The 15,885-nt window shown below is 71.3% G+C and carries 15 protein-coding genes; 11 read left to right on the top strand and 4 right to left on the bottom strand.

Going from position 1 to position 15,885, the window contains the following annotated elements:
• Nucleotides 1-75 precede the first annotated feature (75 nt).
• The 5 genes from ACFY9S_RS26875 to ACFY9S_RS26895 all read left to right on the top strand — a co-directional run bounded on the left by ACFY9S_RS26875 (nt 76) and on the right by ACFY9S_RS26895 (nt 4,741).
• Entirely contained in the window at nt 76-1,719 is a 1,644-nt protein-coding gene (locus ACFY9S_RS26875) for an ATP-binding protein (RefSeq protein WP_391132679.1), read from the top strand.
• Entirely contained in the window at nt 1,716-2,123 is a 408-nt protein-coding gene (locus tag ACFY9S_RS26880) for a roadblock/LC7 domain-containing protein (protein ID WP_031141974.1), read from the top strand. The genes ACFY9S_RS26875 and ACFY9S_RS26880 overlap by 4 nt, the downstream gene beginning before the upstream one ends.
• Nucleotides 2,120-2,518, top strand: a complete 399-nt coding sequence (locus ACFY9S_RS26885) for a DUF742 domain-containing protein (protein ID WP_391132681.1) — start codon at nt 2,120-2,122, stop codon at nt 2,516-2,518. Before ACFY9S_RS26880 ends, ACFY9S_RS26885 begins: the two co-directional genes overlap by 4 nt.
• On the top strand, nt 2,499-3,119 hold the full coding sequence (locus ACFY9S_RS26890) for an ATP/GTP-binding protein (RefSeq protein WP_391132683.1): 621 nt from the start codon (nt 2,499-2,501) through the stop codon (nt 3,117-3,119). The genes ACFY9S_RS26885 and ACFY9S_RS26890 overlap by 20 nt, the downstream gene beginning before the upstream one ends.
• Before the next feature lie 68 nt (nt 3,120-3,187).
• Nucleotides 3,188-4,741: a cytochrome P450 gene (locus ACFY9S_RS26895; protein WP_391132685.1), complete on the top strand. Its 1,554-nt coding sequence runs from the start codon at nt 3,188-3,190 to the stop codon at nt 4,739-4,741.
• On the opposite strand, the gene ACFY9S_RS26900 is transcribed toward ACFY9S_RS26895, so the two are convergent.
• The gene (locus tag ACFY9S_RS26900) at nt 4,735-5,727 is read right to left on the bottom strand and encodes a pseudouridine synthase (RefSeq protein ID WP_391132687.1); all 993 of its coding nucleotides are present in this window, start codon (nt 5,725-5,727) and stop codon (nt 4,735-4,737) included. The two genes, ACFY9S_RS26895 and ACFY9S_RS26900, sit on opposite strands and share 7 nt — an antisense overlap.
• A gap of 79 nt (nt 5,728-5,806) precedes the next feature.
• On the opposite strand from ACFY9S_RS26900, the gene ACFY9S_RS26905 reads away from it, so the two are divergent.
• Complete coding sequence (locus ACFY9S_RS26905) at nt 5,807-6,403, top strand: GNAT family N-acetyltransferase (protein ID WP_391132689.1); 597 nt, start codon at nt 5,807-5,809, stop codon at nt 6,401-6,403.
• A 12-nt stretch (nt 6,404-6,415) separates the two neighbouring features.
• Here ACFY9S_RS26905 and ACFY9S_RS26910 read toward each other — a convergent pair whose 3' ends face one another.
• Nucleotides 6,416-7,258 carry a siderophore-interacting protein gene (locus tag ACFY9S_RS26910; RefSeq protein ID WP_391132691.1) on the bottom strand — a complete coding sequence of 281 codons (843 nt, stop codon included), beginning with the start codon at nt 7,256-7,258 and terminating at the stop codon, nt 6,416-6,418.
• A 103-nt stretch (nt 7,259-7,361) separates the two neighbouring features.
• Nucleotides 7,362-8,291, bottom strand: coding sequence for a 5'-3' exonuclease H3TH domain-containing protein (locus ACFY9S_RS26915; RefSeq protein WP_391132785.1), 930 nt, complete (start codon nt 8,289-8,291; stop codon nt 7,362-7,364).
• A gap of 169 nt (nt 8,292-8,460) precedes the next feature.
• Here ACFY9S_RS26915 and ACFY9S_RS26920 point away from each other — a divergent pair, with 169 nt between their 5' ends.
• The 4 genes from ACFY9S_RS26920 (at nt 8,461) to ACFY9S_RS26935 (ending at nt 13,778) form a co-directional block, all read left to right on the top strand.
• Nucleotides 8,461-9,552, top strand: coding sequence for a betaine/proline/choline family ABC transporter ATP-binding protein (locus tag ACFY9S_RS26920; protein ID WP_391132693.1), 1,092 nt, complete (start codon nt 8,461-8,463; stop codon nt 9,550-9,552).
• Nucleotides 9,545-12,160 carry a glycine betaine ABC transporter substrate-binding protein gene (locus tag ACFY9S_RS26925; RefSeq protein ID WP_391132694.1) on the top strand — a complete coding sequence of 872 codons (2,616 nt, stop codon included), beginning with the start codon at nt 9,545-9,547 and terminating at the stop codon, nt 12,158-12,160. Before ACFY9S_RS26920 ends, ACFY9S_RS26925 begins: the two co-directional genes overlap by 8 nt.
• A gap of 332 nt (nt 12,161-12,492) precedes the next feature.
• Entirely contained in the window at nt 12,493-13,062 is a 570-nt protein-coding gene (locus ACFY9S_RS26930) for a helix-turn-helix domain-containing protein (protein WP_102912170.1), read from the top strand.
• Nucleotides 13,059-13,778 carry a helical backbone metal receptor gene (locus tag ACFY9S_RS26935; protein ID WP_391132697.1) on the top strand — a complete coding sequence of 240 codons (720 nt, stop codon included), beginning with the start codon at nt 13,059-13,061 and terminating at the stop codon, nt 13,776-13,778. Before ACFY9S_RS26930 ends, ACFY9S_RS26935 begins: the two co-directional genes overlap by 4 nt.
• Here the strand turns inward: ACFY9S_RS26935 and ACFY9S_RS26940 are convergent.
• On the bottom strand, nt 13,690-14,841 hold the full coding sequence (locus ACFY9S_RS26940; protein WP_391132700.1) for a TDT family transporter: 1,152 nt from the start codon (nt 14,839-14,841) through the stop codon (nt 13,690-13,692). The two genes, ACFY9S_RS26935 and ACFY9S_RS26940, sit on opposite strands and share 89 nt — an antisense overlap.
• A gap of 71 nt (nt 14,842-14,912) precedes the next feature.
• Here ACFY9S_RS26940 and ACFY9S_RS26945 point away from each other — a divergent pair, with 71 nt between their 5' ends.
• Nucleotides 14,913-15,842, top strand: a complete 930-nt coding sequence (locus ACFY9S_RS26945; RefSeq protein ID WP_391132702.1) for a LysR substrate-binding domain-containing protein — start codon at nt 14,913-14,915, stop codon at nt 15,840-15,842.
• The last annotated feature ends 43 nt before the right edge of the window (nt 15,843-15,885 follow it).

The following is a 15,885-nucleotide window of genomic DNA, read 5'->3' on the forward strand; positions in this document are numbered from 1 at the left end:
AGATCCCGACAGCTTCATGACATACCCCCCTGCAAGTCCTTCCGAACCTCAGTCGACTCCTGTCAGAAGGCCCACATGGTGAGTGTTCAATCCCCTCCCGGTCGCCGTGAACTTCCCTACGCGCGCGTGCTGTTGCTGCCGGCCATAGTCATGGCCGCGGCGACCGGAGCCGCCGTCGCCCTGGTGACGGAGCCGGCCCGGGGCGCCGTCGGCTGGTGCGGCGGCATCGCCACGGCACTGGTACTCGCGACGGCGGCCGAGGCGGTGCGCCGCAGCCGTGCGCTGCGCAACCAGCGTGCGGAGCACGCCCGGCACACCGCGCATCTGGAACAGCGGATCGCCGCCCACGAGAACGAACTGGTCCATTTCTGCAGGGAGATCGTGCCCGCCGCGCTCGATCTGCTGCGCACCGGAGAATCCCCCAGGGAGGTGATTCGCAAGCTCGGCCTCGCCAACCCCGTCTTCCGCAACCTCCCCGACCCGCAGGCCGAGACGCTGCTGACGGTCCTGAAGATCGTCGACCGCGAAGTGACCATGCGTGACGCCGCCGCGCGCTCCTTCGTCAGTGTCGCCCGCCGCGTCCAGGCGATCATCCACCAGCAGGCCGAGGAACTCCGGGAGATGGAGGAGGACCACGGCCGCAACCCGGAGGTCTTCGACGACCTGCTGCGCATCGACCACGGCAACGCCCTGATCGGGCGCCTGGCCGACTCCGTCTCCGTCCTCGGCGGCGGCCGCCCCGGACGGCAGTGGCCCGAGCCGGTGTCCCTCTACAGCACCCTGCGCGGTGCCATGTCCCGCATCCTGGAGTACCGGCGCATCCAGCTGTCCTCCATCGCCAAGGTCAGCGTCAAGGGCATCTACGTCGAGCCGGTCATCCACGCCGCCGCCGAACTCCTCGACAACGCCACGCGCTACTCACCACCGCAGACCAAGGTGCACGTCACCGCCACCGAGGTCCAGACCGGCGTCTGCATCGAGATCGAGGACGGCGGTGTCAACCTCAACGAGGAGGCACGCGCCCGCATCGAGGGCATGCTGGAGGCCGCCAAGGCGGGCGTCGACCTCCAGGACATCGGCGAGCACCCGCGCCTCGGCCTGGCCGTCGTCGGCCGCCTCTGCACGGCGTACAACATGCAGGTCTCGCTGCGCGCCTCGGCGTACGGCGGCGTCCGGGCCATCCTCATCGTGCCGAGCGAGATGATCACCCACGAGCCCGGTGTCGGACTCGCCCACGGCATCGGCGCCACCGGCATCCCCATGACGGTCGGCATCCCCGAGGGCCCGAAGCGCGCGCCCAAGAGGCGCCGTCCCACCAGCCCGAAGATCCCCGCCACGGTCTCCCTGGAGGACGACGACGTCCCCGAGGTCACCGAATGGACCGCGAACGGTCTGCCGCAGCGCCGCAGCCGGGTGAAGATGCCGCTCGCCGAGCGACTCGCCCAGCAGGCCGCCAACGAGAAGGCCGACCGGGAGGCCGCCGAGCGCGGCGAGTACAACCCCTGGGCGGCGACGCAGGAGCCCGAGATCAAGCCCCTGCGCGACATGTCGGCGCCCGACGCCCCCGGCAAGGGCCTGGAGGCCTTCTGGGAGGGACTCAAGCAGGGCATCGAGCCCGGCACCCACCCGACCGACTTCATTCGGAACCCGACCAAGTACCTGCATCTGCTCAACGACCCGGCTCCCACCGAGGCCGACGACGAGGGGGACCTCAAGTGATCCAGCAACGGGGCAACTTCGACTGGATGCTCAAGCAGCTCGCCGACGGCGTGCCGGGCATCGAGATGATCGTGGTGCTGTCGGCCGACGGTCTGCGCATCGCCCGCTACGGCGGGGAGCCCGACGCGGCCGACCGGGTCGCCGCGGCCTGCGCCGGCCTGCAGTCCCTCGCGGGCAGCGTCTGCCAGGAACTCACCGTCGGCGACGGCGAGATGAAGCTCGTCATGATCGAGATCGACCGCGGCTACTTCTACCTGATGAGCGCCGGAGCCAACGCCTTCCTGGCTGTCCTCTCCGACGTGCGGTGCGAACCCGGCCGGATGAGCGCGATGATGCGCGACCTGGTCGTCCGGATCGGCGGCCATCTCACCAGTCCGCCCCGGCGGAACGGGCAGATCGTATGACGCCTCCCCAACGCCAGAAGCGTGACCTCACCCCGGAGCCGGCCAAGCCCCAGGAGGGCGAGGGCAAGCCCGGGAATCCGGAGCGGATGTACGTGGTGGCAGGCCCGGACGGTGAACGGGCCGAACTCGACCTGGTGACGTTAATCGTGGCGCGTGCCACGGACCCGCCGCCCTCAGCCTCTCCCGAGCAGGCGGCGCTGCTCCGACTCTGCGCCGCCCCCCTGTCCGTGGCCGAGCTGTCGGCCTACCTCCACCTGCCGTTCAGCGCGATGGGCGTGCTGCTCACCGAGTTGCTGACGGCGGAACTGGTGCAGGCGCGTGCCCCGATCGTCCGCAAGGCGCGCTCCGACCGTTCCCTCCTCGAAGCGGTGATGAATGGACTTCAACGGCTCTGACACCATCCCGGGCCCCCGGACCGAGGACCAGCTGCCCCACACGGCACAGGCCGCGGCCAAGATCGTGATCGTGGGCGGCTTCGGTGTCGGCAAGACGACCATGGTCGGATCGGTCAGCGAGATCACACCGCTGACCACCGAGGAGACCATGACGCAGGCCGGCATCGGTGTCGACGACAACTTCGGCTCCGCGTCCAAGACGGCCACCACCGTCGCCATGGACTTCGGCCGGATCAGCATCACCGACCAGCTGGTGCTGTACCTCTTCGGCACCCCCGGCCAGCAGCGCTTCTGGTTCCTGTGGAACGGCCTGTTCGAGGGCGCGCTCGGCGCGGTCGTGCTGGTCGACACCCGGCGGCTGGAGGTCAGCTTCGACGTCATGGGACGGCTGGAGGAGCGCGGCGTGCCGTTCGTGGTGGCCATCAACTCCTTCCCCGACGCCCCTCGTTACGACGTCGAGGAGCTGCGCACGGCCCTCGACCTCACCCAGGACATCCCGATCATCGAGTGCGACGCGCGGCGGCGGGCCTCCAGCCGTGACGTCCTGATGACCCTCATGCGCTTCCTGCACTCGCTCGCCATGACGGGCTCGCGGACCTGATCCGTGTCCGTCCACCCCATCCCCCGACATCCCCCCGATGACACCTGGAAAGCTTCGGAGCGACCACTGTGACGCCTGAATCCCACGCCCCGGCCGGTACGGACGAACTCCGTCCCGGCCCGCCCCCCGGCTGCCCCGCGCACGGCCTCGGGCCAGGGGGGCTGCACCGGCTGCACGAGGCGGAGGACCTGGGAGCGCTGTACGAGCAACTGCGGGACCAGCACGGTCCCGTGGCACCCGTGCTGCTCCACGACGACGTGCCGATGTGGATCGTCCTCGGCCACGCCGAGAACCTGCACATGGTGCGCTCGCCCTCGCAGTTCTGCCGGGACAGCCGTATCTGGAACCCGCTCAGGGAGGGCCTCGTCAAGCCCGACCATCCGCTGATGCCGCACATCGCCTGGCAGCCGATCGCCTCGCACGCCGAGGGCGACGAGCACAAGCGGCTGCGCGGCGCGGTCATGGGCGCGATCTCCACCATCGACTTCCGCAGCCTGCGCCGCTACATCAACCGCAGTACGCAGGCGATCGTCAACCGGTTCTGCGAGGCGGGCGAGGCGGACCTCGTCGGCCAGTTCACCGAGCACCTGCCGATGGCGGTCATGTGCGAGATCCTCGGCATGCCCGACGAGTACAGCGACCAGCTCGTCGAGGCCGCCCGCGACGCCCTCAAGGGCACCGAGACCGCCATCGCCAGCCACTCCTACGTCATGGACGCCCTGAGCCGGCTCACCGCCACCCGCCGCGCCCGGCCGGAGGAGGACCTCGCCAGCTACCTGATCACCCACCCGGCCCGGCTCAGCGACGACGAGGTCAGGGAGCACCTGCGCCTGGTGCTCTTCGCCGCCTACGAGGCCACCACCAACCTGCTCTCCAACGTGCTGCTCACGGTGCTGATCGACCCGCGCTTCCGTGCCCAGCTCAACGGCGGCCAGATGACGGTGCCGGAGGCGGTGGAGCAGTCCCTGTGGAACGAGCCGCCGTTCAGCACGGTCTTCGCCTACTTCGCCAAGCAGGAGACAGAGCTGGGCGGGCAGCGCATCCGCCGTGGCGACGGACTGCTCTTCGCGCCGCTCCCGGCCAACGTCGATCCACGGGTGCGGCCGGACCTGCAGGCCAGCATGCAGGGGAACCGCTCCCACCTCGCCTTCGGCGGCGGACCGCACGAGTGCCCCGGGCAGGACATCGGCCGCTCCATCGCCGACGTGGGCGTCGACGCACTGCTGATGCGACTGCCCGACGTCGAACTCGACTGTGACGAGGAGGAGTTGCGCTGGACGGCCTCCATCGCCTCACGGCACCTGGTGGAATTGCCGGTGCAGTTCGCGCCCAAGCCGCCGCAGGACGTGCAGGAGGTGCCGAACCACAAGCCGGTCGCCGCGCAGCGCTCGGACTGGCAGATCGGCATGGCGCAGCCGCAGGCCGCACCGGCCGCGGCTCAGCCCCAGCCTGCCGCAGCGCAGCCGCAGCCGCAGCCGCCCCCGGTTCAGGTGCAGCCGCAGCCGCAGCCGGTTCCGGTGCAGCCCCAGCCGGTGTCGGGGCCGCCGCAGCCCGCCGTCGCGGTACCGCCCCGCCGCAAGGGCGCCTGGCAGCGGTTCCTGAGCTGGTGGCGCGGCTACTGACCGTCTGACGGGCCGTCGTACGTCGCGGTGGCCGACTGGACACAGGACGCCCAGGCCGCGAGCACCCGGCCGCTGCGGAACCGGTGCTCCTCGCCCGTGACCGGGTCGGTGAAGTCCAGCGACCGTGCCAGCAGTTGGAGCGGGCGCCGGAAGTCACCGGCCGGCACGGGGGCGGTCACCTCCGGGTAGAGCGGGTCGCCGAGGATCGGCAGGCCCAGGGCGGCCATGTGGACGCGCAGCTGGTGCGTCTGCCCGGTGGTGGGCGTGAGCCGGTACCGGGCGAGTCCGCCGGGCTCCCCGGGCCGGTCGCGGTGTTCGACGAGTTCGACATGGCTCACGGCGTTCGGCTCGCCCGGCACCTCCCGGGCGGTGAGCACTCCCCGCTCCTTGACGATCCGGCTGCGCACGGTTCGAGGCAGCGGGAGGACGGGATCGTGCGGGGCCACCGCCTCGTACTCCTTGCGGACCCGGCGGTCGCGGAACAGCGTCTGGTACGCGCCGCGCTCCCCTGGGCGCACGGTGAACAGCACGAGGCCGGCGGTGAGCCGGTCCAGGCGGTGCGCGGCGGTGAGCTCCGGGAGGTCCAGTTCGCGGCGCAGCCGGGCCAGTGCGGTCTCGGCGACATGGCTGCCGCGCGGCGTGGTGGCGAGGAAGTGCGGCTTGTCGGCGACGACGATGTGCTCGTCCCGGTGCACCACCTCCAGCGCGAAGGGCACCGGCACCTCGTCGGGCAGGTCCCGGTGGAACCACACGAACAGCCCGGGCACGAAGGGGGCGTCCGCCGCGACGGGCCGTCCGTCCGCCCCGACGACGCGGCCCGAGTCGAGCATGCCGTCGACGACCCCGGCACCCGCTCCGGACAGCCGCTCCACCAGGTGCTCGCGCACCGTCCCCCAGGTCCCCGCGACGGGCAGCCGCACCCGCACCGGGTCCACGCCGTGGCGCTGCGGCAGGGGAGAGGGCGGGGTGTGGCTCTTGCGTCTCATCGAGGCCCAGCGTACGAGGCCGGTGCGCGAGGGTGGAAAACCGGTGGGAGTGCCCGGCGGACCTTGCCAGGATGCGGGAATGCCGTTCCTCATCAGCCCGGTCATGACCGCCGGGACGCTCGCAAGCCGCCCCCAGCCCGCTCTCCCCGCCGACGGCGGACTCCTGCTGCGACCCTGGCGGGCCGGGGACGCGCCCGCGGTGTACGAGGTCTTCCAGGATCCCTTGATGCACCAGTGGCACGCCCGGGCCGCCGACTCCGTGGACGAGGCCGGTGCCTGGATCCGTGAGTGGCTTCAGGCGTGGGACGGGGAGCAGGCCGCGCACTGGGCCGTGGCCGACGCGGACTCCGACACGCTGCTGGGCCGGGTGGCGCTGCGCGAGCTACGGCTGTACGACGGGACGGCGGAGATGGCGTACTGGACCGTCCCGGCGGCCCGGGGCCGGGGTGTCGCCGCCCGGGCCGCGACCGCGCTCACGAACTGGGCCCTCGACGAGGCCGGCTTCCACCGGCTGGAACTCCTGCACGCCCTGCCCAACGAGGCGTCGTGCCGCGTCGCCACGAGAACCGGCTTCGCCCTGGAGGGCACCAAGCGCAGCGCCGTCCTGCACCCGGACGGATGGCACGACATGCATCTGCACGCGCGGATCGGTACCCGCACACCTCGTCCCTCGTGAGGACAAGCGTCCTCAGGCCGCGGACACCCTCTCCTGCTCCGCCTCGACCCGGGCGTTCCACTCGCGCTTGGATTCCTGCCAGCCGTCCTCGTTGTGGCCCTGGCGCCAGTAACCGGAGATCGAGAGGGATTCGCGCGGGACGGTGCGCTCGACGCGGAGCAGATGGCGCAGCTCCTTAACGAAGTGCGCCTCGCCGTGGACGAAGGCGTGCACGCGGCCCTCGGGGAACTCCAGGTTCCGTACGGCCTCGACCAGCGCCTCTCCGAGGGGGCGGGCGCCGCGGTGCAGCCAGACGACCTCCACGTCGGAGTCGATCTTCTGCTCCTCCTCGGGGCCGGAGACCTCCACGAAGGCGTACGCCCTGGCACCGCGCGGCAGTGCCTCCAGGGCACAGGCGATCGCGGGGAGCGCGCTCTCGTCACCGGCGAGCAGATGCCAGTCGGCGTCCCGGTCGGGGGCGTAGGCACCGCCGGGTCCGCTGAAGCGCACGGTCTCGCCCGGCTGGACGCGCCTGGCCCACGGGCCGGCCAGGCCCTCGTCGCCGTGGATGACGAAGTCCAGCGTCAGCTCGCGGTGCTCGGCGTCCCAATGGCGAACCGTGTAGGTCCGGGTCACCGGCCACTGGTCGCGCGGCAGCTCGTCCCGGATGCGCTGCAGGTCGAAGGGCTCCGGATAGGTCACGCCCTCCGGCGGGAACAGCAGCTTCACATAGTGGTCGGTGCACGCGCCCGCCACGAAGTCGGCGAGGCCCTCGCCGCCGAGCACGACACGCTGCATGTGCGGGGTCAGCCGTTCGGTGCGGACGACCTGGGCGGAATGTGCCCTGCGCTGCTGTCGTCCCGGTCGCTCAGCCATGAGGACCTCCCTGTCTCACATAGTTAGGGTCACCTAAGTTAGCACCTCGGCCCCGCATCACACCTCTTGTGCTGACACTTCACGTCGTCCTCTTACGAAAGGGTCAGGTCGCGAGAGTCGTCAGCAGGCGCTCCAGTGATCCGCCCAGCCCCCAGCGGGCCGCCAGCGCCTCCAGCGCCGCCGGATCGCGTGGCGCCCGCGGCAGTGCCGTGGAGACGTCCGGCAGCGGCACGTCGTCCGCGACCCGGACCACCTTCGGCGCGACCGCGAGATAGGGGCGTGCCTCGTCCAGCCGCCTGCGCTGCGTCGGCGTCAGCTTCGACCGCCGGTCCTCGACCGCCGCCAGGATCCCGGCCAGGTCCCCGAACTCGGCCAGCAGTTTGGCGGCCGTCTTCTCACCGACGCCCGGCACCCCCGGCAGGCCGTCGCTGGGGTCGCCACGCAGCAGGGCCAGGTCCGCGTACCCGCTGCCGCCGACCCCATACTTCCCACGGAGCCATGCCTCATCGGTGAGCTGCAGCGTGCCCACGCCCTTCAGTGGGTACAGCACGCGCACTCCGCGCGCGTCGTCCACCAGCTGGTACAGGTCGCGGTCGCCGGTGACGATGTCGACCGGGCCCTGCGCCTGCGCGGTGAACGTGCCGATCACGTCGTCCGCCTCGTAGCCGGCGACGCCCACGCGCGCGATGCCCACCGCGTCCAGCACCGCCTCGATGACCGGGACCTGCGGCGACAGTGTGTCTGGCACCTCCTCCTCGTCCGGGCCCACCGCGTGCTCCTCCGCGACGCGGTGGGCTTTGTAGGACGGGATCAGCTCCACGCGCCACTGCGGCCGCCAGTCGGCGTCCATGCAGGCCACGAGCCGGCCGGGCCGGTGGTCCCGGACCAGGCGGTCGATGAAGTCGAGCAGTCCGCGCACGGCGTTCACCGGCGTGCCGTCCGGGGCCCTGACCGAGTCCGGGACGCCGAAGTAGGCGCGGAAGTACAGGGAAGCGGTGTCGAGGAGCATCAGTCGTCCGGTCACGCCAGGCATCATGCCGTACGCCACCGACAGTCACCCGTCTCATGTGTGACGCGCCCCACTTGTGCGTTTGGGATCCGTGATCGGGGGGAGGTGCCGCCCCGCAGCGAGGGTGGTTGCGTATTTCAACTTTTGCATCCTGCTCTCGCGCTGTTCAGTTGCCGTGGAAATCGAGGTGCACGTGTCAGCAAGGCTGCAGGCAGAGAGCCTGTACAAAGTGTTCGGCCGGAGACCGGACCAGGCGGTCCAGCGGCTCCGCGACGGAGCCGACCGGGAAGAGCTGCGCGCCGAGGGCGCGACCGCCGCCGTCATCGACGCGTCCTTCACCGTGGAACCCGGCGAGATCTTCGTCGTGATGGGCCTGTCCGGCTCCGGGAAGTCCACCCTGCTGCGCATGCTGAACGGCCTGCTCGACCCCACCGCCGGGCACGTGCGCTTCGACGGCCAGGACCTGACCACGCTCGGCGACCGTGAACTGCGCGAGGTCCGCTCCAGGAAGATCAGCATGGTCTTCCAGCACTTCGCGCTCTTCCCGCACCGCAGCGTGCGCGAGAACGCCGCCTACGGTCTGGAAGTGCAGGGCGTGCCCCGCGCCGAGCGCGTACGCCGCGCCGACGAGGCGCTCGCCCTGTGCGGCCTGGCCGGCTGGGAGAAGTCCTGGCCCGACGAGCTGTCCGGCGGCATGCAGCAGCGCGTCGGACTCGCCCGCGCGCTCGCCACCGACGCCGACCTGCTGCTGATGGACGAGTCCTTCAGCGCCCTGGACCCGCTGATCCGCCGCGACATGCAGGACCAGCTGCTGGACCTCCAGCAGAAGCTGAAGAAGACGATCGTCTTCATCACCCACGACCTGAACGAGGCCATGCGCCTCGGCGACCGCATCGCCGTCATGCGCGACGGCCGCATCGTGCAGAACGGCACCGCGCAGGACATCCTGCTGCGGCCGGCCAACGACTACGTCGCCTCCTTCACCCAGGACGTCGACCGCTCCCGCGTCCTGACCGCGGGCGAGCTGATGGACACCTCGGTCACCGCCGACGACCCCGGCTGCCACTGCGAGACAGCCACGACCGGCACCCCGTTCACGGAGCTGTGCGCGATCAGCGCCCGGCTCTCCCACCCCGTCTCCGTCGTGGACGAGGACAACAAGCTGATCGGCGTCGTCCCCCTGCAGCGCCTGGTCGGCTTCCTCGGGGACGAGCGGGACGCCACCCCGGAGCCCTGCGACTCGCCGCGGGACAAGGGCGGAGAGAAGGTGACCGCCCGTGCCTAGGATTCAGCTCGGCACCTGGGTCAACGACGCCGTCGACTGGCTCACCACCCACATGGGGTGGCTGTTCGACTTCTGCAAGACCGTCTTCCTCGGCCTCTACGACGGCATCAACGCCGTCCTCCAGGCCCCCCAGCCGCTGCTCCTCGCGGGCATCTTCGCCGTGATCGCCTTCTGGCTGCGCGGCACCCTCGCCGGTGTCCTCGCCTTCGCGGGATTCGCGTTCATCGACTCCCTCGATCTGTGGGAGAACGCGATGATCACCCTGGCGCTCGTCCTCGTGGCGACCGTCATCGCACTGGTGATCTCCATACCGGTGGGCATCTGGGCGGCCCGCTCCGACCGCGTCAGCGGTCTGGTCCGGCCCGTCCTGGACTTCATGCAGACGCTGCCCGCGATGGTCTACCTCATCCCGGCGATCCTCTTCTTCGGCACCGGCGCCTCCGCCGGCATCGTCGCCACCCTGATCTTCGCTCTCGCCCCGGGTGTGCGCATGACCGAACTCGGCATCCGCCAGGTCGACAAGGACCTGGTCGAGGCTGCCGACGCGTTCGGCACCACACCCCGCAACACCCTGCTGCGCGTCCAGCTCCCCCTCGCCCTGCCCACGGTCATGGCCGGCGTCAACCAGGTCATCATGCTCGGACTGTCCATGGCCGCCATCGCGGGCATGGTCGGCACCGGCGGGCTCGGCGGCGACGTCAACCAGGCCATCGGCCAGCTCAACGTCGGCCTCGGCGCCGAGGCCGGTGTCGGCATCGTGATCCTCGCGATCTACCTCGACCGCATGACCAGTGCGCTGGGCACCCAGGTCTCCCCGCTCGGCCGCCGCACCGCCGCCCGGCTGCGCGCCGCCCAGGGGCTGAAGATCTGGTCGTACCGGCCCCGGCCGGCCGTCGCCGTGATCGGTGTCGTCGTCCTCGCGCTCACCGCGGGCGGCATGGGCGTCCTCGGTGGCGGCGCCGGCACCGAGGCGGCCGCGAATGGCAAGAACGTCGGCCAGGGCAAGAAGATCAGCATCGGCTACATCCCCTGGGACGAGGGCGTCGCCTCCACCTTCCTGTGGAAGGAGGTCCTGGAGCAGCGCGGCTACCAGGTCGAGGCCAAGCAGTTCGATGCGGGCCCGCTGTACACCTCCCTCGCCCAGGGCGACGTCGACTTCCAGACGGACGCCTGGCTGCCCACCACCCACGCCCAGTACTGGAAGAAGTACGGCAAGCAGCTCGACGACCTGGGTGCCTGGTACGACAAGACGTCCCTGGAGCTCTCCGTGCCCTCCTACATGAAGGGCATCGACTCCCTCGCGGACCTCAAGGGCAAGGCGTCGCAGTTCGGCGGCAAGATCACCGGCATCGAGTCCAGCGCCGGCGAGATGGCCCTGCTCAAGAGCAAGGTCCTCAAGGAGTACGGCCTGGACAAGGAGTACGACGTCGTCGACAGCTCCACGCCCGCGATGCTGGCCGAGCTGAAGCGCGCCTACGCCAAGAAGGAACCGATCGTCGTCACGCTCTGGTCGCCGCACTGGGCGTACAACGACTACGACCTGAAGAAGCTCAAGGACCCCAAGGGCGCCTGGGGCAAGGGCGACGGTGTGCACACCCTGTCCCGCAAGGGCTTCGCGGACGACGACCCGACGGTCGCCGGGTGGCTGAAGAAGTTCAGGATGAGCGAGAAGGAGCTCACCGGCCTCGAAGCCGAGATCAACAAGGCCGGCAAGGGCAACCAGCAGGACGCCGTGCGCGCCTGGCTGAAGCAGAACCCCGGCTTCGCCGACACGATGGCCCCGGTCAAGGACACCGGCGGCAGCACGCCCGCCGAGGCGAAGCGGCCGCTGGACGTGGCGTGGTTCCCCTGGGACGAGGACATCGCCGTCACCTACCTCTGGAAGAACGTCCTGGAGCGGCGCGGCTACCGGCTGAACCTGAAGCAGATGGACGTCGGCCCCGTCTACACCGGCCTGGCCTCGGGCGATCTCGACCTCAACTTCGACGCCTGGCTGCCCTACGCCCAGAAGAACTACTGGGACAAGAACAAGGACCGGCTCAGGGATCTCGGCACCTGGTACGAACCGACCTCCCTGGAGATCGCCGTACCGTCCTACATCAAGGGCGTCGACTCCCTGGAGGACCTCAAGGGCAAGGCCGGCACCTTCGACGGGAAGATCATCGGCATCGAGCCGGGCACCGGTGAGATGGACCTCGCGAAGAACAAGGTCCTGCCCGCCTACGGCCTCGACAAGGAGTACGAGGTCGTCGACGGCTCCACGCCCGCGATGCTCGCCGAGCTGAAGCGCGCCTACGCCAAGAAGGAGCCGATCGCCGTCACCCTCTGGTCGCCGCACTGGGCGTACAGCGACTACGAGCTGACCAAGCTGAAGGACCCGAAGAAGGCCTTCGGTGAGGGCAACACGATCCGCACCATCTCCAACGAGAAGTTCCCCGCCGAGTACCCGCAGCTCACGAAGTGGATCAAGAACTTCAGGATGAGCGAGGACGAGCTCGGCAGCCTGGAGAGCGAGATCAAGAACCGCGGTCAGGGCCATGAGGAAGAGGCCGTGGCCGAGTGGCTCCAGCAGCACCCGGACATGGTGCGGCGGATGACACCGCAGTAGGGTTCCGGGGTGGGACGCGCGACACGCCGCGTCCCGCCCCGACTCCCGATCCACGAGCGGGATCCGGACAACCACAGAACGCTACGTCACCCCCAGAACCCCCTCTCCGCGCCTGTTCCTCCGGCAGGCGGACGGCATGCGCCGCCCCCTTCGGCGGCGGATCGCCTGGCGCGAAGTGTGAGGTCGCGCACCGTCCCGTACGAGGTCGATGTGACGGGCGCATGAAACGGTTTGCCGAACATGCGTAGGGTGCAGACAACTCAACAGGAGCAGTGCGCCGGGACACCGCCGCACGGGGAGCGGATCGACGGGCGAAGGAGGGAGCCGGAGCGATGGGCGACCACAAAGAGCAACCCCTTCGGGTGGGCGCGGCCGTGCGCCGACGGCGCCGCGCGCTGGAGCTCACCCTCGCCGTCGTGTCCGCGCGCAGCGGCCTGTCGGTCCCTTTCCTGAGCCAGATCGAGAACGACCGGGCGCGGCCCAGCACCAGCTCCCTGGAGAAGGTCGCCGACGCCCTGCGCACCACGGCGGTGGAACTCCTTGCCGCGGCCGATCCGGCGTGCAGCGTGGACGTCGTCCGCGGCGACGACGGCGAGCCGCTGCCCCGTCCCCGGTCCCGCTCCCTGGTCCGCGGACACCATCAGATGCACGCCTCCGAGTTCACCGGCGACCACGACGCGGGCCGTGAATTCCAGTACCGCAACGACCAGTTGATGTACGTCGCCGACGGCGCGGTGGAGATCGAGGCGGAGGGCCGCGCCTACCGCCTCGGCCGTGGCGACACGCTGTACCTGACCGGCGGCGTACGGCACCGCTGGCGGGCGGCCGAGTCGGACACCCGCGTGATCGTCGTCGCCGTGGCGGAGCACATCGAGGCGGTCCGCGACCGGCCACGCCGGTGAGAGTGGTCTCGCTGGTCCCCTCGCTGACCGAGGCCGTGGCCCGCTCCGCGCCCGGAGCCCTGGCCGGCGCCACCGACTGGTGCACACATCCGCCCGGCCTGGACGTCGTACGCGTCGGCGGCACCAAGAACCCGAAGACCGAGCGGATCATCTCCCTCGCGCCCGATCTGGTGATCGCCAACGAGGAGGAGAACCGCGCACCCGACCTCGCGGCCCTGCGTGCGGCGGGCGTCGAGGTGCTGGTGACGGAGATCCGCGACGTGCCGCAGGCCTTCCGGGAACTGGCCCGGGTGCTGACCGCCTGCGGGGTGACGGTCCGCCCGCGCTGGCTGGACGAGGCGGAGGAGACCTGGTCGTCGCTGCCGGAGCCGCAGACTCGGCTCACGGCGGTCGTACCGGTCTGGCGCCGCCCCTGGATGGTCCTGGGCCGCGACACCTTCGCCGGCGACGTCCTCGCCCGCCTCGGCGTCGACCACGCGCACGCGACCCACCCCGACCGCTACCCCCGAGTTCCGCTGGAGGAACTCCGCGCCTCGGCACCGGACGTGGTGGTCCTCCCGGACGAGCCGTACCGCTTCACCGCGGACGACGGCCCCGAGGCCTTCCCCGGTCTGCCCTGCGCGCTCGTCAGCGGACGGCACCTGACGTGGTACGGGCCGTCACTGGCCGAGGCGCCGCGGGTACTGGGCCGGGCGCTGCGAGCAGCTCGCCCCTGAGCAGCCCGCGCGCGGTGCCCACGACGGCGGTGACCCACGCCGCGACCAGCACCGCGTACAGCACGACCGCCGGCCCTCCGTAGGCCACGAGCCCGGTGTGCCGGGCCAGCGCCTCGGCGCCCGTGACACAGGTGCCGACCGGGAAGGTGAACGACCACCAGGTCATCGAGAACCGCATCCCGTGCCGCCGGGCGCGCAGCACATGGGCGGCGGCCAGGCAGAACCACAGCAGCGCGAACCCCATCACGGGCACGCCGTACAGCACGGCGAGGGCTGCGAGACCCTCGCCGTACGGCTCCGGTACGACCCCGGGCGCGACGTCCGCGAAGGCGCCCACGGCCGTGGTGGACTGCCCGAGAGGGCCCAGCACCAGGAACAGCGTCGGGGTGAGGGCGAGGGGCAGCGGCCCGCCGGTGAGCGACCGGGCGAAGACCAGCGGCAGCATGACCAGGGTCGCCAGCAGGCTCAGACCGAACAGTGCGAAGCAGACGAGCAGCATCGTCTCCCGGGCCTGACCGGGCGGAAGATACGGCACCAGTGGCGGCCCGACGGCGGCGGACACCATGGGCGCGACGAGCGGCAGCAGCCACACGGGCGTCGCCTGCCCCGGCTCCACGCGATGCCGTACGGCCATCAGATACGGCACGGCGACGGCCGCGGCCAGGCCGGTCGCCGTACCGGCGGTGAACAGCACGGCGTCGAGCGCCACGGCCGCCCGCAGGCCGATCACGTCCCGGCCGACGGTCAGGGCACCGCCGCCCACGGCCAGCAGGGCCATGGCGAGGCAGCCGTAGAAGGGCGCCGTCGCCGGGTCGAGGAGGTGGGCGCGGGCCTGGTCCCGGTGCCGGTACCAGTGCACGGCCCGTCCCGCGAGCAGGATCAGGAGCAGGGCGAGCGACAGGGCCCACGCCCCCACGAGCACCCCGCGCAGCCCCGGGACGTGCGGCGGGAGGGAGGCTCCGGCGGTGGCGACGACGGCGGTGCCCATCACGGTGGCGTACCAGTTGGGTCCGAGGTGACGCACGGAGAGCGGGTGCGCGAGGGGCCGGGCTGTGGTGACCATGACTTCCACGGTGGGGCCGCGGCAGGCGCACCACCAGGGACTATGCCTCTATGGCGGCATAAGCTGGGTTTATGAGCAACGCGGATGAGCAGACCGGGCCGACCGTCTCCGCTTCCCTGGGGCACCGGGTGCCGGATCTGGGCGCCCTGGAGCTGCTGCTGGCGGTGGCGCGGCTCGGCAGCCTCGGCGGCGCGGCGCGGGAACTCGGCATCACCCAGCCCGCGGCCAGCAGCCGGATCCGGTCGATGGAGCGGCAGCTCGGTGTGGCGCTGGTCGACCGGTCGCCCCGCGGGTCCCGGCTCACGGACGCCGGGGCGCTGGTGACGGACTGGGCGCGGCGGATCGTGGAGGCGGCGGAGGCTTTCGACGTGGGGGCGCAGGCGCTGCGCGTACGCCGTGACTCCCGGCTGCGGGTGGCCGCGAGCATGACCATCGCCGAGTACCTGCTGCCGGGCTGGCTGCTCGCGCTCCGGGCGCAGCGGCCCGACACGGCGGTGTCGCTGCACGCGGGCAACTCGACGGTGGTGGCCGAGCGGCTGCTGTCGGACGAGGCGGATCTGGGGTTCGTGGAGGGGCTGTCGGTGCCGGCCGGTCTCGACTCGGCGGTCATCGCCCACGACCGGCTGATAGTGGTGACCGCGCCGGGGCACGCCTGGGCCCGGCGGCGGCGGTCGCTGGCCGCGGAGGAACTGGCGTCGACGCCGCTGATCCTCCGCGAGAAGGGGTCGGGGACCCGGCAGGTGCTGCACGCGGCGCTCGGCGGGCTGGCCCGGCCGCTGATCGAGTTGTCGTCCACGACGGCGGTGAAGGCGGCGGCGGTGAGCGGGGCGGGGCCGGCGGTGCTGAGCGAACTGGCGGTGGGGGAGGAGCTGGCGATGCGGCGGCTGGTGCCGGTGCCGGTGGAGGGGGTCGCCCTGGCGCGAGACCTGAGGGCGGTGTGGCCGACGGGGCACCGCCCGACCGGGCCTGCGCGGGACCTGCTGTCGCTGACGCGGGGGTAGTCCCCCGGCCCCGCCGCCCCTGCGCTCCCTCAAGTTCCCGGCT

The organism is Streptomyces sp. NPDC012474 (genome assembly GCF_042955185.1).
Lineage (GTDB): Bacteria > Actinomycetota > Actinomycetes > Streptomycetales > Streptomycetaceae > Streptomyces > Streptomyces cahuitamycinicus.

Bases quoted from the DNA above. Each gene is read 5' to 3' on its own strand.
- ACFY9S_RS26945 (WP_391132702.1), top strand. From the start codon at position 14,913: ATGAGCAACGCGGATGAGCAGACCGGGCCGACCGTCTCCGCTTCCCTG.
- ACFY9S_RS26905 (WP_391132689.1), top strand. From the start codon at position 5,807: ATGCCGTTCCTCATCAGCCCGGTCATGACCGCCGGGACGCTCGCAAGC.
- ACFY9S_RS26875 (WP_391132679.1), top strand. From the start codon at position 76: ATGGTGAGTGTTCAATCCCCTCCCGGTCGCCGTGAACTTCCCTACGCG.
- ACFY9S_RS26930 (WP_102912170.1), top strand. From the start codon at position 12,493: ATGGGCGACCACAAAGAGCAACCCCTTCGGGTGGGCGCGGCCGTGCGC.
- ACFY9S_RS26885 (WP_391132681.1), top strand. From the start codon at position 2,120: ATGACGCCTCCCCAACGCCAGAAGCGTGACCTCACCCCGGAGCCGGCC.
- ACFY9S_RS26900 (WP_391132687.1), bottom strand. From the start codon at position 5,727: ATGAGACGCAAGAGCCACACCCCGCCCTCTCCCCTGCCGCAGCGCCAC.
- ACFY9S_RS26890 (WP_391132683.1), top strand. From the start codon at position 2,499: ATGGACTTCAACGGCTCTGACACCATCCCGGGCCCCCGGACCGAGGAC.
- ACFY9S_RS26910 (WP_391132691.1), bottom strand. From the start codon at position 7,258: ATGGCTGAGCGACCGGGACGACAGCAGCGCAGGGCACATTCCGCCCAG.
- ACFY9S_RS26915 (WP_391132785.1), bottom strand. From the start codon at position 8,291: ATGCCTGGCGTGACCGGACGACTGATGCTCCTCGACACCGCTTCCCTG.
- ACFY9S_RS26940 (WP_391132700.1), bottom strand. From the start codon at position 14,841: ATGGTCACCACAGCCCGGCCCCTCGCGCACCCGCTCTCCGTGCGTCAC.